At 62.5% G+C, this 21728-nt stretch carries 21 protein-coding genes and 1 tRNA gene; 5 read left to right on the top strand and 17 right to left on the bottom strand.

Annotated features, from left to right (window positions below; all coding sequences use genetic code 11):
• Window positions 1-489: 489 nt before the first annotated feature.
• The 5 genes from LMTR21_RS30410 to LMTR21_RS30430 all read right to left on the bottom strand — a co-directional run bounded on the left by LMTR21_RS30410 (window position 490) and on the right by LMTR21_RS30430 (window position 4478).
• A tRNA-Lys gene (locus LMTR21_RS30410) sits at window positions 490-565 on the bottom strand.
• 177 nt (window positions 566-742) lie between these two features.
• Window positions 743-1324 carry a Spy/CpxP family protein refolding chaperone gene (locus tag LMTR21_RS30415; RefSeq protein WP_065751048.1) on the bottom strand — a complete coding sequence of 194 codons (582 nt, stop codon included), beginning with the start codon at window positions 1322-1324 and terminating at the stop codon, window positions 743-745.
• A 132-nt stretch (window positions 1325-1456) separates the two neighbouring features.
• Window positions 1457-2782, bottom strand: coding sequence for a TRAP transporter large permease (locus LMTR21_RS30420; protein WP_065751047.1), 1326 nt, complete (start codon window positions 2780-2782; stop codon window positions 1457-1459).
• The gene (locus LMTR21_RS30425; protein WP_065751171.1) at window positions 2779-3354 is read right to left on the bottom strand and encodes a TRAP transporter small permease; all 576 of its coding nucleotides are present in this window, start codon (window positions 3352-3354) and stop codon (window positions 2779-2781) included. Before LMTR21_RS30425 ends, LMTR21_RS30420 begins: the two co-directional genes overlap by 4 nt.
• A gap of 122 nt (window positions 3355-3476) precedes the next feature.
• Window positions 3477-4478 carry a TRAP transporter substrate-binding protein gene (locus tag LMTR21_RS30430; RefSeq protein WP_065751046.1) on the bottom strand — a complete coding sequence of 334 codons (1002 nt, stop codon included), beginning with the start codon at window positions 4476-4478 and terminating at the stop codon, window positions 3477-3479.
• Between the two features lie 1110 nt (window positions 4479-5588).
• Between LMTR21_RS30430 and LMTR21_RS30435 the strand changes: the two genes are divergently transcribed.
• Window positions 5589-6749, top strand: coding sequence for an IS110 family RNA-guided transposase (locus LMTR21_RS30435; protein ID WP_148636028.1), 1161 nt, complete (start codon window positions 5589-5591; stop codon window positions 6747-6749).
• Between the two features lie 595 nt (window positions 6750-7344).
• Here LMTR21_RS30435 and LMTR21_RS30445 read toward each other — a convergent pair.
• Together LMTR21_RS30445 and LMTR21_RS30450 are read right to left on the bottom strand one after the other, a co-directional pair.
• Window positions 7345-8904, bottom strand: a complete 1560-nt coding sequence (locus LMTR21_RS30445; RefSeq protein WP_065755915.1) for a 2-isopropylmalate synthase — start codon at window positions 8902-8904, stop codon at window positions 7345-7347.
• A 569-nt stretch (window positions 8905-9473) separates the two neighbouring features.
• Window positions 9474-10046 carry a bifunctional transcriptional activator/DNA repair enzyme AdaA gene (locus LMTR21_RS30450; RefSeq protein WP_065755916.1) on the bottom strand — a complete coding sequence of 191 codons (573 nt, stop codon included), beginning with the start codon at window positions 10044-10046 and terminating at the stop codon, window positions 9474-9476.
• A gap of 133 nt (window positions 10047-10179) precedes the next feature.
• On the opposite strand from LMTR21_RS30450, the gene LMTR21_RS30455 reads away from it, so the two are divergent.
• Window positions 10180-10602 (top strand): nuclear transport factor 2 family protein, encoded by a 423-nt coding sequence (locus LMTR21_RS30455; RefSeq protein ID WP_065755917.1) that lies wholly within the window; start codon window positions 10180-10182, stop codon window positions 10600-10602.
• A 107-nt stretch (window positions 10603-10709) separates the two neighbouring features.
• On the opposite strand, the gene LMTR21_RS30460 is transcribed toward LMTR21_RS30455, so the two are convergent.
• From LMTR21_RS30460 to LMTR21_RS30495, 8 genes are all read right to left on the bottom strand, one after another.
• Window positions 10710-10952, bottom strand: a complete 243-nt coding sequence (locus tag LMTR21_RS30460) for a hypothetical protein (RefSeq protein WP_141688593.1) — start codon at window positions 10950-10952, stop codon at window positions 10710-10712.
• A 138-nt stretch (window positions 10953-11090) separates the two neighbouring features.
• The gene (locus LMTR21_RS30465) at window positions 11091-11498 is read right to left on the bottom strand and encodes an RAD23 family protein (RefSeq protein ID WP_141688594.1); all 408 of its coding nucleotides are present in this window, start codon (window positions 11496-11498) and stop codon (window positions 11091-11093) included.
• 234 nt (window positions 11499-11732) lie between these two features.
• Window positions 11733-12647, bottom strand: a complete 915-nt coding sequence (locus LMTR21_RS30470; RefSeq protein ID WP_065755920.1) for a polyphosphate kinase 2 family protein — start codon at window positions 12645-12647, stop codon at window positions 11733-11735.
• 167 nt (window positions 12648-12814) lie between these two features.
• Window positions 12815-13786, bottom strand: a complete 972-nt coding sequence (locus LMTR21_RS30475) for a branched-chain amino acid ABC transporter permease (RefSeq protein ID WP_065755921.1) — start codon at window positions 13784-13786, stop codon at window positions 12815-12817.
• Window positions 13783-14664, bottom strand: coding sequence for a branched-chain amino acid ABC transporter permease (locus LMTR21_RS30480; protein ID WP_065755922.1), 882 nt, complete (start codon window positions 14662-14664; stop codon window positions 13783-13785). The genes LMTR21_RS30475 and LMTR21_RS30480 overlap by 4 nt, the downstream gene beginning before the upstream one ends.
• Window positions 14665-14666: 2 nt before the next feature.
• On the bottom strand, window positions 14667-15371 hold the full coding sequence (locus LMTR21_RS30485; RefSeq protein ID WP_065755923.1) for an ABC transporter ATP-binding protein: 705 nt from the start codon (window positions 15369-15371) through the stop codon (window positions 14667-14669).
• A gap of 3 nt (window positions 15372-15374) precedes the next feature.
• Window positions 15375-16142, bottom strand: a complete 768-nt coding sequence (locus LMTR21_RS30490) for an ABC transporter ATP-binding protein (protein ID WP_065755924.1) — start codon at window positions 16140-16142, stop codon at window positions 15375-15377.
• A 32-nt stretch (window positions 16143-16174) separates the two neighbouring features.
• Window positions 16175-17485 carry an ABC transporter substrate-binding protein gene (locus LMTR21_RS30495; RefSeq protein WP_065755925.1) on the bottom strand — a complete coding sequence of 437 codons (1311 nt, stop codon included), beginning with the start codon at window positions 17483-17485 and terminating at the stop codon, window positions 16175-16177.
• A 283-nt stretch (window positions 17486-17768) separates the two neighbouring features.
• Here LMTR21_RS30495 and LMTR21_RS30500 point away from each other — a divergent pair, with 283 nt between their 5' ends.
• Entirely contained in the window at window positions 17769-18596 is an 828-nt protein-coding gene (locus tag LMTR21_RS30500) for a FadR/GntR family transcriptional regulator (protein ID WP_065755926.1), read from the top strand.
• Window positions 18597-18603: 7 nt separating this feature from the next.
• On the opposite strand, the gene LMTR21_RS30505 is transcribed toward LMTR21_RS30500, so the two are convergent.
• Both LMTR21_RS30505 and LMTR21_RS30510 read right to left on the bottom strand, forming a co-directional pair.
• A complete protein-coding gene (locus LMTR21_RS30505) occupies window positions 18604-19314 on the bottom strand; it encodes a hypothetical protein (RefSeq protein ID WP_065755927.1) in 711 nt (236 codons plus the stop codon).
• 41 nt (window positions 19315-19355) lie between these two features.
• Entirely contained in the window at window positions 19356-20384 is a 1029-nt protein-coding gene (locus LMTR21_RS30510; RefSeq protein WP_065755943.1) for an ABC transporter substrate-binding protein, read from the bottom strand.
• A 263-nt stretch (window positions 20385-20647) separates the two neighbouring features.
• On the opposite strand from LMTR21_RS30510, the gene LMTR21_RS30520 reads away from it, so the two are divergent.
• Window positions 20648-21097: a cupin domain-containing protein gene (locus LMTR21_RS30520; protein ID WP_065755928.1), complete on the top strand. Its 450-nt coding sequence runs from the start codon at window positions 20648-20650 to the stop codon at window positions 21095-21097.
• A 128-nt stretch (window positions 21098-21225) separates the two neighbouring features.
• Window positions 21226-21687, top strand: a complete 462-nt coding sequence (locus tag LMTR21_RS30525) for an OsmC family protein (protein WP_141688596.1) — start codon at window positions 21226-21228, stop codon at window positions 21685-21687.
• Window positions 21688-21728: the final 41 nt, after the last annotated feature.

A 21728-nucleotide genomic window follows, 5' to 3' on the forward strand; every position in this document is an offset into this window, starting at 1 on the left:
AAGCAACCGACGGTGGATCATACTAATTGCTGTGGAGAGCTTGATTCTTTCCGGGTCGCGGGGGCTGTAACCAGCTCTCACAAGCCCCTGTTCCACGTGCAGCAGAGAAGATGGGAAGGTCGAGGTGCCGGAGCTGTTCACACGTCCTACTGAACGCACCAAGTTGTAGGCAGTCGCGGTTGGCGCCGGACGTCACGCCAACCTCGACCTAGCCAATCGGATTCTGGTTCTGCACAAATCGGCACGCGAGGCGACGCAGGGAGCAGATCGTCCGTTTTATTCGCCCCAGTATCCCAATCTACGACGAGCAAGCAATCGACCTGTACCGTCGCATCTGGGCGTTGTATCAACTCGGGTGAGGCTACAGAAACAAGGACAATGACAACCGCAATCTAGCTATGCGACGTCCCAACCAAGAAATGGTCGCACGAGACCCAGTTGTTCTTGGCAACCACCCAGCGAAGTCATTGGAAAACAATCGTTTTCCTGTGGTGGGCGCACCAGGGCTCGAACCTGGGACCCGCTGATTAAGAGTCAGCTGCTCTACCAACTGAGCTATGCGCCCGGACGCTTTAGGTCCGGAAAACCTTTGCGAGGGGCGTCGTTTAGCAAAGCGATCCCGGGATGTCCAGCAAGAGGCGTGAAGTTTTCCCGGGCTTTGGCGGCTTTCCGGAATGGCAAAAAGCCGCTGGATTTCAGCGGCTTCTGCCGTTGTCTGGATCGGGACCCGATCGGGCGCGCGTCAGAGCCGTTCGGAGCCGTTCCGATCCGGGCCACCATTCCGGTCATACCGGTCGCGGTCATAGCCCCGATGCCGGTCAAAGTCGCGATCCCGGCCCATTTCGCGCTCGAACCGGCGGTGGCGCCAGCCCTCCCTGAACCGGTCCATCCGGGTCAGGACGGCAAGCCGGCGCTTCTGGCCGTCATCCAGCGTCTTGTAGAGCGGATCGGCCGCGTCCGCGATCTTCTTCATGGCCGCCGCCGAGGCCGCCATGTTCTCGGCCCGGTCACGCAGCCGGGCGACCGGATCGTCCGGCTTCTGCTGGTCGGAATCGTCCCGCGAGCTCATCCGCGCATTGGCGCGATCGATCCTGAGCTTGGCGAACTCCTTCACCGCCGCCTCGACCGGCGGCCACAGCTTTTCCTGCTCGGCCGAAAGCTTGAGGCCGGCATGGACCGCCGCGATCCGCGCGTCCGCAAAAGCCGCCCGGTCCTCCGGGCTCATCCGCATATGGCCATAGCCCCAATGGCGGTGCTGGGCGTAAACAGCGGTGGAGCCGGCGATGGCGAGAACCGCGACCGCTGCGATGGCGAACTTCCTCATGCGAACCTCCTGTGAAAGGTTGCCTGAAGATGGGCCGGCCCCGGCCTGCGTTCAACTTAAGGATTGGCAAGAGAGGCTTCCCTTACCAAGATGTAATCCGCCCTCCGTTTGATCCAGCGCAATGCAGCATGGCTAGAGCATGCCGAGCATTCGCGGCAGCCACAGCGAGATCTCCGGCACGTAGGTCACGATGCCGAGGAAGATCAGCATGGTCAGAAGCCACGGCCACACCGCGATCGTCAGCTCGGTGATGCCCATCTTGGCGATGCCGGAGGCGACATAGAGGTTCAGCCCGACCGGCGGATGGCACATACCGACCTCCATGTTGACCACCATCAGGATGCCGAGATGCACCGGATGGATGCCGAGCTTGACCGCCACCGGAAACAGGATCGGCGCCATGATCAGCACGATCGAGGACGGCTCCATGAAGTTGCCGGCGATCAGCAGCAGCACGTTGACGACGAGCAGGAAGACGATCCAGCCGACGCCGATCGAGGTGATCCAGTTGGCGATCTGCTGCGGAATGTTCTCGTTCGCCATCAGGAAGGAGAACAGCACCGCGTTGGTGATGATGTAGAGGATCATCGCGCTCATGTTGGCCGAGCCGAGCAGCACCTTCGGCACATCCCACAGCGTCATGTCGCGATAGACGAACACGGCGATCACGAAGGCATATACGGCGCTGATCGCCGCAGCTTCGGTTGGCGTGAAAATACCAGCATAGATGCCGCCGAGCACGATCAGGATCAGCAGCAGGCCCCAGACGCATTTGCGGAACGCAGTAATGCGTTCGCCCCAGCTCGCCTTCGGCAGCCTCGGATAATCGTTGCGCCAGGCGCGGTAGAAGGTGGTCATGCCGAGCAGCGTCGCCAGCATCAGGCCGGGAATGACGCCGGCGATGAACATCTGGCCGACCGACGCGGAGGAGACGCGCTGGCCGGCCGGATCGAGCGCGATGTTGCCGCCGGTCGCCACGCAATAGATCACCATCACGATCGACGGCGGGATCAGGATGCCGAGCGCGCCCGAGGTGGTGATGACGCCGGCACCGAAGCGTTTCGGGAAACCCTGCTTCACCATCGCGGGCAGCATGATCGACCCGATCGCGATCACGGTGGCGGGCGAAGAGCCCGACACGGCGGCGAACAGCGCGCAGGCCAGGACGCCGGCGAGCCCCAGCCCGCCATACCAATGGCCGATCATCGATCTCGCAAAATCGATCATGCGTCTCGCGACGCCGCCATGGGTGAGGAAATTTCCGGCGAGGATGAAGAACGGGATCGCCATGATCTCGAAATTGTCGATGCCGGTGAACAGCTTCAGCGCCACCGATTCCGTCGGCACGTTGGTCATCGTGTAGATGAAGGTGAGCACCGTGAGGCCGAGCGCGATCGAGATCGGCATGCCCGTGAGCATCAGCGCGATCAGGAGGCCGAAGATGATAACCGAGGTCATCGCGTCACCCCCGCAGCGCCCGCACCCGGCTCATCGACGTCCACGCCCTCGACATGGGCGTGGTCGTGATGCGGCAGTTCACCGGTGAAGAAGTAATGATATGCCACCTGCAGGAAGCGGAAGCACATCAGATAGGAGCCGAGAGGAATGCAGAGGTAGACGAACCAGCTTGGAATCTCGAGGTCGGGTGACACCTGGTCGGTATGGTAGAGCCCGTAAACGAACTTCGCGCCCATGGTGCCGATCACCACGGTGAAGAACGCGCCACAGAGCAAACCGAACAGCACGACATAGTTGCGCCAGGGCGACCTGAGCTGATTGACCACGACGTCGACGCCGACATGGATGCCGGTGCGCACGCCATAGGCGGCGCCAAACTTGGCCACCCACACGAACATGTAGATGCAGAGCTCCTGCGCCCAGGACAGGTTGATCGGGAACAGGATCGGAAACAGGAAGGGTATGCCGAGCAGATAGCGGTGACACACGGCGAGGAAGATCAGCACGGTCGCGAGCGCCATCAGCGTTGCGATCAAGATCTCCTCAAGCCGGTCGAGGATGCGAAGCAATATCAATGTTCCCCCTTCAGGCTGGGCCTCTGACAGCCCTACCCTATCCTGCGCGGCTCGCGCCGCTCGCCCCGAAAATGCGAAGGGCTTCCGTGCCGTGACACGGAAGCCCAATCAACATTGACCTAGTTCGTCGCGCCCCTCGTCTCCTTCAGGAACTCGTCGATCAGCGGCTGGCCGACGCGGCCGGCGACATCCTTGTAGACAGGCTCCATCGCCTTGCGCATCGCGGCGTCCTGCTCTGGCGTGAGCTTGATGATCTCGCTCTTGCCCGTCTTCTTGATGTCGGCGAGCGCGTCGTCGTTTTCCTTCTGCGACTGCGCGTTGCCATAGGCGGTGGCTTCCTTCATCGCCTTCTCGCAATTGGCCCGAACGTCCGCCGGCAGCCCGTCCCAGAACTTCTTGTTGGTGACCACGACATAGCCGATGTAGCCGTGATTGGTCTCGGTGATGTACTTCTGCACCTCGTGCATTTTCTGGGTATAGATGTTCGACCAGGTGTTCTCCTGCCCGTCGACGACGCCGGTCTGCAGCGCCTGATAGACTTCCGAGAACGCCATCACCTGCGGGACCACGCCGAGCGAGCGGAACTGCGCTTCCAGCACCTTCGACGACTGAATGCGGAACTTCAGGCCACGATAGTCGGCCGGCGCCACCAGCTTCTTGTTGGCGGACATCTGCTTGAAGCCGTTGTCCCAGTAGGCAAGACCGATCATGCCCTTCGGTTCGAGCAGCTTCAGGAGCCTGGCGCCGAGCGGACCGTCAGTCACTTTCCGCAGCGTCTTCAGATCGGGAAGAATGTAGGGCAGATCGAAGACCTCGAACTCCTTGACCCCGATCGGGCCGAACTTCGAGTTCGAGGGCGCCAGCATCTGCACCGCGCCGAGCTGCAGCGCTTCCAGCTCTTCCTTGTCCTTGTAGAGCTGCGAGTTCGGATAGACTTCGACCTTGACCTTGCCCTCGGTGTATTTCTCGGCCAGTTCCTTGAACTTCTCGGCCGCCAGCCCCTTCGGCGTATTGGTTGCCACCACATGGCTGAACTTGATGACGATCGGCGATTGCGCCGCAGCAGGTCCGACCAGAGCCAGCGCCGCGATCGATGCCGCGGCCAAAATCAGCTTGCGCATGTTTCCTCCCGTTATTTTCCCGGAACGCGCCGACGCGGTTCCGATGCTTGCATGCCAGATGCACCAATATAGACAAGCCGACCGAATTGCCATTGCCCGTTAGAAGGGGCCTGTTGACGCACTTTGCTGCGCTGCAAAATCAATTCCGGTCGCCCGGTGTCGGATTATTGGTTCGGGCAGCGTGCCGGAGCTCCGCAATCCGCGTCCAATAAACGTTCGCTGTGTCTGCTTTCCTCGCAACGAAAGGCTCGGGGATTTTCTCATCCGTCATTGCGAACCAACACTCGGCTGTCATCCCCGCGAAGGCGGGGATCCAGTACGCCGCGGCTTATCGATTCAATCATTGTTGTCTCTGGGATACTTGGTCGCCCGGTCCCGGCTACGCCAAGGCTTCGCCGAGGCTTTCCCTCTTGGCTCGCCGAAGCTTTAGCGAAGGCGGCAAGCCGGCCGATGACACTTGAATGTAGGTCGGCGATCTCGCGACATGTTCTGCCCGAGGTTTGCATCTTTGTTTACCCCCTTTGAGATCAGAGGGCGCAGGGAAGACCGGGTGCTTGCCGCACCCGCGGTCTCGCGTGCCATTGCGCATAGCAAAAGGCGCACACGAGCATACAGGTACAGCGGAAACACTCCGGCCTTCCCTGCGCAATGGCTTTACGACTTACTTCGTGCTCTTCCCGGAGAACGGCTCTTTTGCCTCCGTCGCCTTTGAGAAGCTTCGCTTCTCAGGACTTAACGCCAGCACCGCGGCGCCCGAACCACACGACTTCGCCGTACGCCTCACGTCACGTCCGTCGTCGTGACATCAGCGTCCATCGCATCTCACCGCGCGTTCGTGACGATCGCGAGCGCCCCTCATCTTGCCGTGAGACGGGCGGAGTTATGCGGCTGATTTGGGTGAGAACGAAAGCGGAATATTTTTGCTTCCCGGGCTTGACACCATTTCTGAAAATCAGAAATGATTTGCCTTCGGGATATCTTGTCGCAGTTGCGCATCAAGAATTGTGCTTGCGGCAAATCAGTTCGCAGAACCGTAGATTCCATGAGGCGGTGAGCGTGGCCTTTCCGATAAGGTTTGGGTTTCCACACTCGAACCCCTCGGAGAGTCAGATGCAAGCATCCACCGTAGCCACGCCCACCGCCGGCCATATTGGCACAATTTTCGTTGCAATCGAACTGAGCCAGCGGAGCTGGCGGGTCGCGCTGCACAGCCCGGACAAGGACAAGATATCGCACCACAAGCTGGAGGGTGGCGATCATGCCGAGCTGTTGGCGTTGGTGGGTCGGGTTCGGGAGCGGGCGGCTCGAACGCTGGGAGGCGTTCCGGCGGTGGCGAGCTGCTACGAGGCGGGCTACGACGGGTTCTGGCTGCACCGGCTGCTGCTGGCGGCCGGCATCACGAACTACGTGTTTGATCCCGCCAGCATTGCGGTGGACCAGCGGGCGCGGCGGGTGAAGACCGACCGGATCGATGGCGAGCGGATGCTGCGCACGCTGATGGCGTATCTGCGCGGCGAGCCGCGGGTGGTGCGGATCGTCCGGGTGCCTGCAGCCGAACAGGAGGACGCCCGCCGCGGCAGCCGCGAACGCGACCGGCTGATCAAGGAGCAAACCGCTCACACCAACCGGATCAAGGCACTGCTGCGGCTGCGGGGCATGGCGGTCGGGAACCCGCGGCGGCGCGACTGGCTGAGCTGGCTGGCAACGCAGCGGGATTGGCAAGGCCAGGCGGTGCCGCCGCGGATGCTGAGCGAGATCCGACACGAGCACGCGCGGCTGATGCTGGTGCGCGATCGGCTCGACGTGCTCGCGCAGGAGGCGGCCGCAGCGGAGCCAATGCCTGCGGAAGCCGAGATGACCCGGCGCAGCGAACTGCTGCGCCGGCTCAAATGTCTCGGCCCGGCGTTCGCGACGACGCTGACCAGCGAGGTGTTCTACAAGGACTTCCGCAATCGCCGCGAGGTCGGGAGTTATTTCGGACTGACGCCCAGTCCATGGCGGAGCGGCGGCATCGACCGCGACCAGGGCATCAGCAAGGCGGGCAACCCGCGCGCCCGCTGTGCCGCGATCGAACTGGCCTGGCTGTGGCTGCGGCATCAGCCGGACAGCAAGCTGACCTTGGAGTACCGCAAGCGCACGCTCGATGCCGGCAAGCGCATCAAGCGCGTCGCCATCGTCGCCCTGGCGCGCAAGCTGATGGTGGCGCTGTGGCGCTACCTCACGACCGGTCTCGTGCCGGAAGGCGCGGTGCTCAAGGCCGTAAAGATCTAACCACTTTCAACGAACGCGTCAGCGTCGCGGCATCTGCCGCGGTCAGCGCGGGATGGATGGTGACCGTGCCACCCTTGGGCCAGCAAACAGGCTGTTTCGTAGATGGGTCTCATCCTCGTGGCTTCCTCGCCGCATGCATGCGGAATGTGGGTGCGGATCACAGCGGTCCGACCGGATATGAGGTGATGCAGTGAGCAACTGCATAAATCGCCGGAAGCCAGTCCCTGAGCGCACCGACCGCGGCGGCACGCTGCGCTACGCATGGCTCCGCGCGCCGCCGCTCCACCGAACGTAAAAATCACATCCAAGCCCTGTCGGGATGCTTGACTCAAAACGCCTCATATGAGGGTGGGCAAAGCGCAAGCGTGCCCACCATCGCGAAACGCGCTCGATGATAAATGGTGGGCACGTCGCTGGCGCTCCTTTGCCCACCCTACGGTCGCGTCGCTAAAAACAAAACACGGCGCTCAAGGCGCCGTGTTTCGTTGCTGGTTATTGATGTCATTCCGGGCGCGAAGCGAACCCGGAATCTCGAGATTCCGGGTCTGGTCCTTCGGACCATCCCGGAATGACGATGGGGACAACGCGCCGCGCGTCAGCCCGCCGCCTGGGCCGGCATATCGCGCTGGCGCTTCATGACGATCTTGTTGAGCGCGCCGAGATAGGCCTTTGCCGAGGCGACCAGCGTATCCGGGTCCGCGGCGCGCGCCGTCATGGAGCGGCCCTCATGCGAGAGACGCACGGAGACTTCGGCCTGCGCGTCGGTGCCTTCGGTGACGGCGTGGACCTGATACAGCTCCAGCTTGGCCTCGTGCGGCACCAGCGCCTTGATGCAGTTGAAGACCGCATCGACCGGGCCGTTGCCTTCGGCTTCCTCGATCTTCACCTGGCCGTCGACGTCGAGCTTCATGGTCGCGCGCTGCGGACCGTGGGTGCCGGCGATGACGGTCAGCGAGGTCAGCTTGATGCGATCATGCGAGGCAGCCATTTCCTCATCGACCAGCGCCTCGATGTCCTCATCGTAGATGTCCTTCTTGCGGTCGGCCAGCGCCTTCATCCGCGCGAAGGCATCTTCCAGCTGGTTCGGGCCGAGCTTGTAGCCCATCTCCTCCAGCTTGTGCACGAAGGCGTGCCGGCCGGAATGCTTGCCCAGCACCAGCGAGGACTGCTTCAGGCCGACCATTTCGGGCCGCATGATCTCGTAGGTGGAAGCGTCCTTCAGCACGCCGTCCTGGTGGATGCCGCTCTCATGCGCGAAGGCGTTACGGCCGACGATTGCCTTGTTGTACTGCACCGGGAACGAGGTCGCCGCCGATACCAGTTTCGAGGCCCGCGTCAGTTGCGTGGTGTCGATCTTGTTCCACCACGGGAATTTGTCGTTGCGCACGTTGATCGCCATCACGATCTCTTCGAGCGCGGCGTTGCCGGCCCGCTCGCCGATGCCATTGACGGTGCATTCGACCTGCCGCGCGCCGCCGGCGATGCCGGCCAGCGAGTTCGCCACCGCCATGCCGAGGTCGTTATGGCAGTGGACGGAGAAGATCGCCTTGTCGGAGTTCGGCACGCGCTCGATCAGCGTGCGCATGAAGTGGGTGTATTCCTCCGGCACGGTATAACCAACCGTGTCGGGGATGTTCACCGTGGTGGCGCCGGCCTTGATGACGGCCTCGACGATGCGGCAGAGGAAGTCCATCTCGCTGCGGGTGCCGTCTTCCGCCGACCATTCGACGTCGTCGATCTGGTTGCGGGCGCGGGTGACGTTGGCGATCGAGGTTTCGATCACCTGCTCCGGCGTCATGTTCAGCTTGACGCGCATGTGCAAGGGCGAGGTCGCGATCACGGTGTGGACGCGGCCGCGCTTGGCGAACTTCACCGCCTCGGCGCAGCGGTCGATGTCCTTCGGGTGCGCGCGCGACAGGCCGGCGATCACGGCATTCTTGGAGCGGCGGGCGATCTCGCTGACCGCCTGAAAATCACCTTCCGAGGTGATCGGGAAGCCAGCCTCGATGACGTCGACGCCCATGTCGTCGAGCATCTCGGCGACCTCGAGCTTTTCCTCGTAGGTCATGGTCGCGCCGGGGCACTGCTCGCCGTCACGCAGCGTGGTGTCAAAAATGATGACGCGGTCCTTCTCGGACTTGTTGGCGGTGGTCATGGTTCTGTATTCCTTTGGGTCTTGCGCCGGTTCAAGTGGCGCTGAAGGGTCTGGTGATCTCGCTCAAAACCCCTGAGTGCCCAGGCGCAAATGCCCAGACGGCCCTCAGGGGCCGATAAGAAGCAGAATCCCGCCAAGAAGGAGGGTGGGCGCGGACGCAGCCGGAATTGCGGGGGCAGCCTTGGCGGCTCCACCCAAAACTCCCGACTTTTCGCTGCGAATCAGCATTGCCAGACCCTTGTGGACGCCCAAATCTCGGCCAAAACCGTTGACGGTCCGTTGCCGCAGGGCGTTCCGGGGCTGTTCTAGACGAGAAATACAGCCGGCCGCAATGCCAAAAGATGGTCAGGATGGGTGACCTAGATTCTGATGTCGTCGTCCGGCGTGCCGCCTCCGCTAAGGCTACGGCGAGCCAAAAGGGACAGCCTCGGCGAAGCCTTGGCGTAGCCGGGACCGGACGACCCGGTATTCGGCGCTCGGGCCGAGAGGCCGCAGCGTACTGGATACCCCGCTTTCGCGGCGTATGACGGCCGGGGCGATGCAGGCCCCGGCGAGTTCTTCCCCGCCCCTCACCTTCTTCGACCGCGCGATGTCGCGCGGAGGCTCGACGGCGAGCGGCCGTAGAGATCGGAAAATGCCGCGTTGAAGCGGCGGACGCTGCCGAAGCCTGCGCGAAAGGCGATTTCCGTCATCGTGTCGTTGGTGGTGTCCAGCAGTCGCTTCGCCCGCTGCACCCGGCGGGTGGTCGCGACCTGCTGCGGGCTGGCGCCGACATGGCGCTCGAACAACCGCGCGAGATGGCGAGAGGTGACCCCCAGCCTCTCCGCCAATGCGACGACTGATCCGCGTTCCAGTGCGCCGCCGTCGATCAGTTTCAGTGCGCGCGCAACGGTCGAACGCGTGCCGTTCCAGGCCGGGCAGAACGGCGCGGTTTCCGGGCGGCAGCGCAGGCATGGCCGGTATCCCGCCGCTTCGGCGGCGGCGGCCGTCGGGTAATAGCTGACGTTACGCGTCAGCGGATGCTTCACCGGACAGACCGGGCGGCAATAGATCCGCGTGGTCCGCACCGCCGTGAAGAAGCGGCCGTCGTAGCGCGCGTCGCGCCGCAGCCGCGCAGCATTGCAGACATCGAAACTCAGCATCCTCGAACTCTACCGCATCGCGCGGCCGGGAAAAATGGCTGGAGGTGATGAGGTCCGATTCCGGCCAGCAGTCGCGGTCGGACCGTCCTACATCGGGGGCGATCGATTTCACTCTCCACTGAAGGCAACAATCATGAATCCGACAGCCAAGGACGTCGTCCTCAACGCCTGGAAGACATTTTCGACCCGCGACGCCGGCCAGATCGCATCCCTCTTCACGCCGGACGCCGAATGGATCGCGCCGGCCCGCAATGCGACGGCGGTGGCGCTCGCGCATACCGATCACATGGTCGGCCCCGACCAGATCGCGCGCTTCATCGCCTCTGAGATGCACCGCCTGTTCTCCGAAATCGATATCTCGTTCCGCGCTGTTCATGCCGATGGTGACACGGTGATCATCGAGGAGCGGATGCGGGCGAGACTTCCCGAAGGACGGCATTATGACAACGACTATTGTTTCATCTTTGTCGTGGCAGGCGGCCGCATCAAGCAGGTTCGCGAGTACATGGACACGCGAAAAGGCTGGCAGATGATCTTCGGGGAAGCCGCGGCGTAGCGCGTTAGCCCCAGAGTGGGCAAAGCGACTTGTCCGCCGTAGCTCGAAGAGCGAAGGCGGAAGCGTGCCCACCCTTCTGCGTAGTCACCCCTGTCCAACAATTTATCCTACGGCAGCGACCCTCTCAGGCCTTTGACACCACCGATGTCAGGAGTAACCCAGTCACCATTCCCGACGGTGGTGCGCGTGCGGCCCTCATCGTGTTCGGACGCCCTGATGACCACACCGCCTTTCTCAGCCGGGCCGACATGTTGAACGACGACCGCGCCAAGCACGAGCAGTGCGACCAGAATCAGCCCACTCGTGGCCGGAGTTAAATTGGACATAAAACGCATCACTGCTACACCCACGCGCATCACCCGCGGCCCGCTGCTACAGCAGTCGTTGAGTCGCCAGGCGATTTAGTGACGTGGCGGTGGCGATGCGGCGTTCATTCTCTCGTGCGCACCATACACCGCAAATATCGACGGGCGGCCCGCCCGCCGTTACTACCCGACGCGCATGCGTTGCTCAACATTGGCCGCCGGTCCTCCCGGGCGGACGTTGCGCATGCCGGATGGATGCGCTTGCGAGGCCGCGATACTTTTCCAGGGACTGATCGTTTCGACGATGATGTTGATTCCGGCCAACGCGCTGTCGATCTGGCGCTGGACGTTGTTGACCTCGGACTTCAGGAAGTCCTGCATTCTTTGCAGCTCGGAAACCAACCCCTGAAGTTCGTCGATCGAGTTCGAGGTCAACCGGGCGACGGAAGAGCTGATGCGTTCGGCACTGGCCTCCAGCGCGCCGGAGGGTTTCGACTTCTCTTGCGGTTCCGATTTGCTGGATTGTGTCGCCAAAGCCGGTTCCGCCGAAGTCGTTTTTTCGTCGGGTGCGGCAGATGTTGGGGTATCCATCAGCTTCTCCGTTAGTGCGGGGTTTGTCGCATGACCAATCCCGAACCCAATTGGTTAATAATTCGTTTACAACGCCCCTGTCTGGTTAATATTTGTTTACGATGTTGCCCGGGTTCTCGCTGAAGAAGCCGGCCGATCCGGAATTTGTAGGGTGGGCAAAGCGCAGCGTGCCCACCATTCGTCCGGATTACTCGGCACCAATGGTGGGCACGGCGCTGCGCGCCTTTGCCCACCCTACTTCGCCCTCTCTTCCGCCAATAGCGCCTCGCGGACCTGCTTGAACTCGCTGCGGTCGGCCTTGTCGACTTTCGGGAAATGCAGGTCGAGCTTGTCGAGCGCTGACACGATCGCCGAACCGATCACGACGCGGGAGAACCATTTGTGGTCGGCGGGGACGACGATCCATGGCGCGGCCTTGGTCGAGGTGTGGTGGATCATGTCCTGGTAGGCGGCCTGGTATTTCGCCCACAGCGCGCGCTCGCCGATATCGGCCAGCGAGAACTTCCAGTTCTTGGCGGGGTCCTCGAGCCGCTCGAGAAAGCGCTCGCGCTGCTCCTCCTTGGAGACGTTGAGGAAGAATTTCAGGATCACGGTGCCGTTGCGCGCGAGGTAGCGCTCCATCGCGGAGATGTCCTCGAAACGCTCCTTCCAGATGTCCTTGGTGACCAACTGCTGCGGGATCTTCTGTTTGGCGAGAATTTCCGGGTGCACCCGCACCACCAGACATTCCTCGTAATAGGAGCGGTTGAAGATGCCGATGCGGCCGCGCTCGGGCAGCGCGATCGTGCTGCGCCAGAGGAAATCGTGGTCGAGCTCCCTGCTCGACGGCTGCTTGAACGACCAAACGTCGCAGCCCTGCGGATTGATCCCTTCGAACACGCTCTTGATCGCACTGTCCTTGCCGGCAGCGTCCATGCCCTGGAAGATCAGCAGCATCGACCAACGGTCCTGCGCGTAGAGCTTTTCCTGAAAGTCATTGAGCCGCTTGCGGTTGGCCTCGATGATCTTCGTCGCCGTGTCCTTGTCGAGGCCGCCCTTCTCGTTGGTCTTGTGCGATTTCAAGTGAAATTCGCCGGAGCCGTCGTAGCGGAACGGGGCGACGTAGGACTTCAGTTCATCCGCGAGCGATCGCGAAGATTTCTTGTTCATCTCTCACCCCGTCGTCATGCCCGGGCTTGTCCCGGGCATCCACGTTTTGACTCCGTCGCCGATAGAAAGACGTGGATGGCCGGGCATAGGCGAGCGTAAGCGACGCCGTCCTTCGGACGGCTATGCCCGGCCATGACGGGATGAGTGCCGTGCACGTTATCGATCCCTCACGCCTTCTTCGGTTGCGTCTTCAATCTGTCGAGGATGCTACCAAGAATGCCCTTGGGCAGGAAGATGATGAAGACCACCAGCATCACGCCATAGACGAGGTTGTCCCAGCCCACCGCGTTGGTCCCGAACTTGATGCGCAATACCTCCGCAAGCAGGATGGTGATGACGGCGCCGACGGTGGGCCCGAGCGAGACATAGAGGCCGCCGACGATGACGGCGAACACCATCTGCAGCGACACTGCGATGCCGCTCACCGTGTCGGGCGAGATGAACATCTGGTACTGGCAGTACAGCGCGCCGGCGAGCGCGGTCATCAGCGCCGAGATCAGCGTGATCTTGAGCTTTTCGGCTGTCACGTTGACGCCGGCGGCGGCGGCAGCGTCTTCATCCTCCGAGATCGCCTCCATGGCGTAGCGGCTCATGCTGCGGTCGACCCAGCGCCAGATCAGAAGGCCGAACACCCAGACCCCGAGCGCGATCAGATACCATGTCGTCTTGCTGTCGAACTGCAGCGCCATCAGCCCATGGCCGCTGGGGGCGCGGTTCGGCGTGTAGCCGAGCGAGCCGCCGGTGTGGTCGCGCGTGGCGGTTATGACCTGCAGCACGATGCCTGACAGCGCCAGCGTCACCAGCACGAAATAGTGCCCGGTGATGCGGAAGCGAAAGCAGGGATAGGCGACGACGAGCGCCAGCACACCGGCTGCCACCATGCTGATGGGAATGCCGATCCATGGCGAGACGCCGAGATGGTTCCACAACAGCGCGGTGACATAGGCGCCGACGCCCATGAAGCCGCCATGGCCGAGCGACACCAGCCCGAAACGGCCCATGATCGACCACGCGGTATAGGCGAACGACCAGATCAGGATCAGCACGAGAATGTGCAGGTGATAGGGCTCGCGATAGACAAAGGGCAGCGCGATCAGCGCAACGAGTCCGACGGCCCATGCAGCATGACGGGAATTCACGAGCGCCTCGCCAAAAGGCCCGCGGGCCGGATGAACATCATGACGATGAAGAAGGCGAACGCCAGCACGTAGCCCCATTCGAGGTCGGAGAACAGGCCGCCCAGCGAAATGATCTGGGCGAACACGAAGGCCGCGAGGAAGCCGCCTACGAAATTGCCGAGGCCCCCGAGCACGCAGATCAGGAAGGTGATCGGTCCGAACGACAGCCCGACAAAGGGATGCACGTCATACTGCAGCACCAGCAGGCAGGCCGCGAGACCGGCGAGCGCGCCGCCGAGTGCCGAGGTGATGAGATAGATGCGCTTGGTATCCACGCCCATCAGCGACATGATCTGGCGGTCCTGAGAGATGGCGCGGATCGCGGTGCCGGTAAAGGTGCGGGTCATGAAGAAATAGACCGCCAGCATGCCCAGCAAGGCGGCGGCGAAGGCGAGCAGCCGCGAATAGCTGAAATGCATGTCGCCGATCGCCAGCACCGGCAGGCGGATGCCGAGATTGCGGAAATCGATGCCGAAGGCGACGGTGGCAAAGCTCTGCAGGATGAACAGCACGCCACCGGTCGCGAGCAGCTGGTTGATCGGCGGCGCGGTCAATAGCGGCTCGATGACGAGGTAATGCAGGAGCGCGCCGAGCGCCGCCACCAGCATGATCGCGATCGGCGCCGCGACCCAGTACGGCAGGCCGAACACCTGCACCATGTAGTACATGCCGTACATGCCGATCATGACCAGCTCGGCGTAGCAGATCCAGGTGACGTCGATGACGCCGAAGATCAAATTGAGCCCGAGTGCCAGCAGCGCCAGCACGCCGCCGAGCAGGATGCCGTTGACCACGGCTTCCAGCAGATAGATGTCGAAGATGTCGAGGAACCCTTGCATCGTTACACCCCGAGATATGCCTGCTTGATCGTGTCGGTCTTCATCATCTCTTCCGACGTGCCCGAGGCGCGGATGGTGCCGGCTTCGAGCAGATAGGCGCGGTCGACCACCTTCAGCACCTGCTGCACGTTCTGCTCGACGATCAACACCGTGAGCCCGCTGGCGCGGATGCGTTTGACCAGTTCGAACACCTGCTGCACCACGACCGGGGCGAGGCCGGCCGAAGGCTCGTCGAGCAACAGCAGTTTCGGGTCCGACATCAGGGCGCGGCCGATCGCGCACATCTGCTGCTCGCCGCCCGACATGGTGCCGGCCATCTGGCTGCGCCGTTCCTTCATGCGCGGAAACAGATTGAACACGAATTCCAGGCGCTCGGCATATTTGGCGCGGGCGCCCGGCATGTAGGCGCCCATCTTCAGATTGTCGTCGACGGTGAGCCGCGGAAACAGCCGCCGGTTTTCCGGCACATGCGCAATGCCGAGATCGACGATGCGATGCGCCGGCGTCGCCAGCACGTCGTGGCCTTCCATCGCGATGCTGCCCCTGACGGGGCGGATCAGGCCGGAGATCACGCGCATCAGCGTGGTCTTGCCCGCGCCATTGGGGCCGATGACGCCGACCGCCTCGCCCGCCTTGACATCGAGATTGATGCCGAACAATGCCTGGAAGGTGCCGTAACCTGCGTCGAGCGATTTCAGTTCGAGCATCCGTCAGACTCCCGCCTTCCGGCGCGCTTCCGCCGCCGCGGCCTGGCTCGAATCAGCGTCGGTGCCGAGATAGACCTCGATCACGCGCGGGTCGCTCGCCACCGCGCTCGGCAGCCCTTCCGAAATCTTCTCGCCGTGATCGAGCACCATCACGCGGTCGACCACGCGCATCAATACGCCCATGATGTGCTCGACCCAGATGATGGTGATGCCGAGCTCGTCGCGAATCTTGCGCAGCATGTCGGCGGCCTGATCCATCTCGTGCTCATCGAGCCCGCCGAGGCTTTCGTCGGCGAGCAGAAGTTTCGGCCCCGTGGCGAGCGCCTTGGCGAGTTCGAGCTTCTTCAGCCCGGCGGCACCCAAGCCGTCGACGCCGGCGTGGCGGTTGGTCGGCAGGCCGACCATATGAAGCGCGCGTTCGGCGGCCTCATCCGCCCTGGCGCGGCTGTGGCGGCCCTGGCCGTAATAGCCGGCCAGCGCGACATTCTCGAAGATGGTGAGCCGGTGAAATGGCCGCGGAATCTGGAAGGTGCGGCCGATGCCGCCGTTGATGATGCGATGCGGCGCGTGGCCTGCGATCTCGGCGCCGTTGAACAGGATCGATCCCGCCGTCGGGATCAGCGTGCCCGACAGCATGTTGAAGATCGTGCTCTTGCCGGAGCCGTTCGGGCCGATCAGGCCCAGAATCTCGCCCTGCTCGACCCGGAACGACACGTTGTTCACAGCGGTGAAGCCGCCGAAACGCTTCACCAACCCTTCTACCGTCAGCACGCCAGAACCTCCGCTTAGCCGTTTCCCGGCTCTTACTGGTTGCTGAACGTGGTTCCCTTCGGCAGCGGCAGCACGGCTTCGCGCTGCGCCTGGCTCTTCGGCCACACCACGTATGACTTGTCGTCGACATACTGGATGACCACCGGGAACGAGCGTTCGTTCTGCCCGGCCATCTGGGTGCCCTCACCGTGGAACTTGACGCCGAAGCCCAGCATGGTGCCGCCTTCCGGAATATCGGTCTCGAGCGCTGCCTTGCGCAGCGCATCGGGATCGACGCCGCCATATTTCTTGATGGCGCGCGGCAGCACCTCGGTCAGGAACAGATAGGTGTTGGACGCCGCCATGCCGACATGCGCGGAGCGGATCGCAACCCCCGGCTTGGCCTTGTCGAACTCCTCGCCGACCATCTTGATGACCGGCGGCAGTTTCGGATCCATCGACTTCTGGTTGGCGAGCCAGATCGAGATCGGATCGGTGTTGAAGACGTAATTGACGTCGGCGCCGAGACCTTCCTTCAGCTTCTCGTAGACGCCATAGCCCGCGCCGTGGCCAACGAGCGCTGCAAACTTCAGGCCCTGCTCGCGCGCCTGGCGGCCGAACAAAGTGATGTCGGGGTTATAGCCGGTGTGGAAGACCACGTCGGGCCGCGCGCGCTTCAGCTTGGTAACGAGCGCGGAGAGATCCGGCGCGGTGGCGGAATAGCCTTCCTTCAGCACGATGTTGAAGCCGGCTTTCTTGGCGCCGGCCTCGTTGCCCTTGGAGACGTCGACGCCATAGGCGCCGTCCTCGTGGATGATGGCGACGCGCAAATCCTTCGGCTCCTTGCCGAGCTTCTCCTTGGAATTCTGCGCGATGAAATCCATCGTCATCATGCCGAACTGGTCGCCGGAAGCTTGCGGACGGAAGACGTATTTGAAGTTCTTGTCTGATAGCACCGCAGAGGAGATGCAGGTGGTGATCCACATGAAATTCTTGAGCTGCTCGACGCGCGCGGCCACCGGCACGCATTGCGCCGAGGAGAAGAAGCCGAGCAGCATGTTGACCTTTTCCTGCTCGATCAGCCGCACCGCCTCGTTGATCGCGACATCAGGCTTGCTCTGGGCGTCGGCGTAGACGGCTTCGACCTTGTAACCCTCGACGCCGGTCTTGGCGTACTGGTCGAGCATGATCTTGGCGCCGATATATTGCAGCTCCGAACCGCCGCCCGCGAGCGGGCCGGTCAGGTCGTAAATCACCCCGATCTTGATCTTTTTTTCCTGAGCTTCGGCGGAAACCGCCATCCCCAGCGCCACGATTGCGGCGGACAGCCCAACGAGAAGGCGTGCAGCTTTGCGCCCCGGCATCAAAACCTCCCTCTGTCGATGGTGCAACGCACCTTCTGTTTTTATCGTTTTATTTTTGTCGTTGTTTATTCTTCTCATCACACGGGCAGCGCCGTGCGATGTCAAGCCGAATAACCGAGGCCACACTGTCGCGGGCGTCTCGGCACCCAAAGTAGCAATCTCCCGTTCCGTCGATGCGTGCGTGTGCCGTACAATCATCGGATGTTAAACATCGGATGATTGCGTATCACAGCAGGCGCGTGTTAGGCAATCGCGAATTCCGTAGACATCAGGAGCAGCAGAGGTGGCCAGGCCAAGGACCGCCGACAGGCGCATCAAGCCGAGGCGCATTCGCAGCGTATTGACGACACTCGGCCGCGAAATCGCGCAGGATCTCATTCCGGTCGGCACCGCGCTGCCGCCCGAGCCCGATCTCGAAGCCCGCTTCGGCGTCGGACGCGGCGTGGTGCGCGAAGCCGTCAAGACGCTTGCCGCCAAGGGTATGGTCAGCGTCCGTCCGCGCCACGGCACCCATGTGCTGCCGCGCGCCGAATGGAGCCTGCTCGACCGCGACGTGCTGAGCTGGCTGGTCGGCCAGAAGGAGCCGGACCGCGATCTCCTGCTCGCCATCCAGGAAGTCCGCTCGATCATCGAGCCGGCGGCCGCAGCGCTCGCGGCCGAGCGCGCCACGCGGAACGACCGCTGGCGCATCAATACGGCGTTGGCCGCGATGGAGACTGCGCAGGACGAGGCGAGTGCCATCGCCGCAGACAAGGCGTTTCACCTTGCGATCCTCGACGCCACACACAACCCGGTGCTACAGGGCTTTCGCGGCGCCATCGACACCATCCTGAACACCGTCTTCGACGTGGCGGTCGGCAGCGTCGGCTGGTTCAAGGACAATCTGCCCAACCATGCCGCCGCCGCCCGCGCGATCGAGAGCGGCGACGCCGGGAAGGCGCGGATCGCGATGGAACGGGTGCTTGATTATACGAAGGTGAAACTGTCGAACCGGCGGACGACGACCGCCGCTGCCGAGCGACGATCGGCCACAGGCACGTCAACGAAGCGAGCGGTCGTCAAGAAGACAAACATCAAGAGAAAGAAACAGGTCGATCGCGCGCGCCCCTAAGCCGAAGTCAGGCCGCAAACTGCGCCTCGAGAAAGGCCGTGACAAAGCGCGGCATGGCGGAGGTCAGATCACGCGCACTGCGCACAAGGTGGATGGCGGATAGCTCGGGTTGATCCTGCGTGGCAAGACTGCGCTCGATCCGCTTGCGCACCGCATCGCCAGGCACGTTGACAGTCAGAAGGCGGATCATCGCGAGCGCCGGCCCAGTGTAGACGCAGTGCCAGTGCGGCTCGCTCTCGTATTCACCGGGAGCGAGGCCGGTCTCTTCCTCCAGTTCGCGCACGACACTGCCTGAAATGTCGACCGTCCCGTCCCTGACGTCGTCGAGATCGGGCGTGCCAGAAGGAAAATAGATGCGCCCGGCATTCGACGTATGCTGCCCCATCTCACCAAGCACGAAGGCACCGTCGGCGCAGCGGAGCGCACCCATGCCGAAACCGTTGAAGACGGACGCGTCGGGAAAGCCCCAGTCGCGCCAGGCCAGAAAACTTGCAAAGTCAGTCTCGAAATAGCTGGCGCTGAGGCGGTCGCCGGCGAACACCAGATTGCGTCCGAGTAGGACGCGACCGTTCCACATCGCAGGCTTTTCGCGCTGCTTGTCGGCGAAATGCGCCGCGATCTCCGCGCGCCGCGTTTCGGCAAACGGCCACGTCCACGCTTCGACAACGAGGTCGAGCGCGCTGACGCGATGAATGACCGGCTGCTTCGTGTCACTCATCGCCGGACTTCGCTTGATATCACGCCGAACCTATCCGGACTTCACTTGGTGTTCGTACCAGAGGTCTTCTTGACCTGTTCGACATATTTGTTGGTGTAGGTCTTGGTCACGTCGATATTGGCCTTGGCGACCTCCGGCGACCCCTCGCTGAACACCGCGAGCACCGCGTCCGCGCCCTTGGGATCCATCTTGCCGGTCAGCGAATACATCGGGATCGTATTCTTCAGCGCCGCCAGATAAAGTTCCTTGTTCTTGCCGACGATTTCCTCGGGCATCTTCGCCATGATCTCTTCCGGCGAATGCGAGTGAATCCAGTCGAGCGTGTTGACGATCGCCGTGGTCAGCGCCTGCACTTCCTTTTCGTGCGACTTGATCCACGCCGTGGTCGTGTAGAGCGCGCCGCCGGGATATTCGCCGCCGAACACGGCGAGCGTGTCCTTCGTGCTGCGGGTGTCGGCCAGTATCTTCAAATCGGGATAGCTGCCCTGCAAAACGGTGACGGAGGGATCGAGCATCACGGCCGCTTCAATCTGGCCCTGCTGCATCGCCGCCACGGCAGTTGCGCCGAGCCCGACGCCGATCACCGAGGCGCTGGTCGGGTCGAGGCCGTTCTTCTTCAACAGATACTTCAGGAAAAAGTCCGTCGAGGAGCCCGGCGCACTGACGCCGACTTTTTTGCCGGCCAGATCCTTGATCGATTTGATGTCATTGGTGTGCTTGGGCGACACCACCAGCACCAGGCCGGGGTAGCGGTCATAGATCACGAACGACTGCAGCTCCTGCTTCTTGGCGGCCAGATTGACGCAGTGGTCGAAATAGCCCGACACCACGTCGGCGCTGCCGCCGAGCACGGCTTTGAGCGCGTCCGAGCCGCCCTTGAGGTCGACCAGCTCGACCGCCAGCCCTGCCTTTTCATATTCGCCGAGCTGCTTGGCCAGCACCGTCGGCAGATAGCACAGGCAGGAGCCGCCCCCGATCGCGACGGTGACCTTGCTTTGCGCTGCGGCAAGCCCGGTCGTGAGCGTCAGCGCGAGCAGCGAGGCGGCCAGCCGGCCGAGCAGTTTCTTCATGACTTCCTCCATTGGTTGCGCGGCAAGATAAAGCAGCGGGCCGGCCTTGAGAAGCTATCGCCGTCATTCCGGGATGGTCCGCAGGACCAGACCTCAGGGGTGCAATTGCACCCCGGGGAATCTCGAGATTCTCAGGGGCGCGAGCGCGCCCCTGAGTTCGATGCTTCGCATTGCCCCGGAATGACATCGGTGGGGTGCTGGTCAGTTGACGACCGGCGGAATAGCATAGCTTCACAACAAACAATACAGGGGAGGACTATCCAATGAACCGCCTGGCTACCGTGTTATCGCTCGCCGCCGCTTTCGCCGCCGGCTGCAGCGTCACCCATCTGCTGCGTCCGGCGATCGCCGCCGAGAACATCACCGCGCAGGTCATCCATACCGGCGAACTCGAAGGCGATAAGCTTGGCATGCCCTCGGGCACCGGCATGCGCTCAAAACTGTTCGTCGCCGCCGACGGCATGACCATCTCGATCCAGGACGGCAATGTCGGCAAGCACATGCATCCCAACACCAACGAGATCCAGTACATCCTCGACGGCACCGGCACCATCTGGCTGGGCGACAAGGAAGTGCGGGTGAAGCCGGGCGACCTCGTGGTGATCCCGAAAGGCACCGCGCATGGCGGCACCAAGCCCGATGGCCGAACGCTGAAGGCGATCGCGATCAAGACGCCACCGCAGGCGCCTGATGATACGAAGATGCTGAATTGAGTCTGCACGTCGTAGAATCGTAGGGTGGGCAAAGGCGCTCTTCGCGCCGTGCCCACCAGCCATCCGCATCGCAGTCTCGATGGTGGGCGCGCTTCGCCTTGCCCACCTTACGTTCTGTGGAGGATCACGTGCCAACAGGGAAAACATACAAATCCTTTCAGTACCGGAACAACCTGATCTGGGACACCGCTCGCCGCGGCCGAATATCCGCACCCGGCAAGCCCGATATCGAGATCGGCAGTCCTCCCGAATTCAAGGGAGAGGCGGGTGTGTGGGCTCCCGAAGAAATGTTAGTCGCCGCGCTGAATGCCTGCATGATGCTGACGTTTGTAGCGTTCGCCCAAGGTAAGAGGCTGGAGTTTGTGGCCTACGAAAGCGCCGCAGAAGGCCTGCTGGCAAACGTCGACGGCAAGTATCGGATTGTCGAAGTCAACGTTCGGCCAATCGTGGTCTTGAGATCGGAGACCGATATCGAGGCTGCGCGCACGATCATGACCGAGGTGAAGGCAAACTGCTTCATTTCCAACTCGATCACCGCTGACGTGATACTGGCTCCGCAGTTTAAGCTGGCATCCGATGTCGTCACCTAATCGGCCCCCGGGATCGTAGGGTGAGCAAGGGCACGCCGTGC

This window comes from Bradyrhizobium paxllaeri (assembly GCF_001693515.2).
GTDB classification, from domain to species: domain Bacteria; phylum Pseudomonadota; class Alphaproteobacteria; order Rhizobiales; family Xanthobacteraceae; genus Bradyrhizobium; species Bradyrhizobium paxllaeri.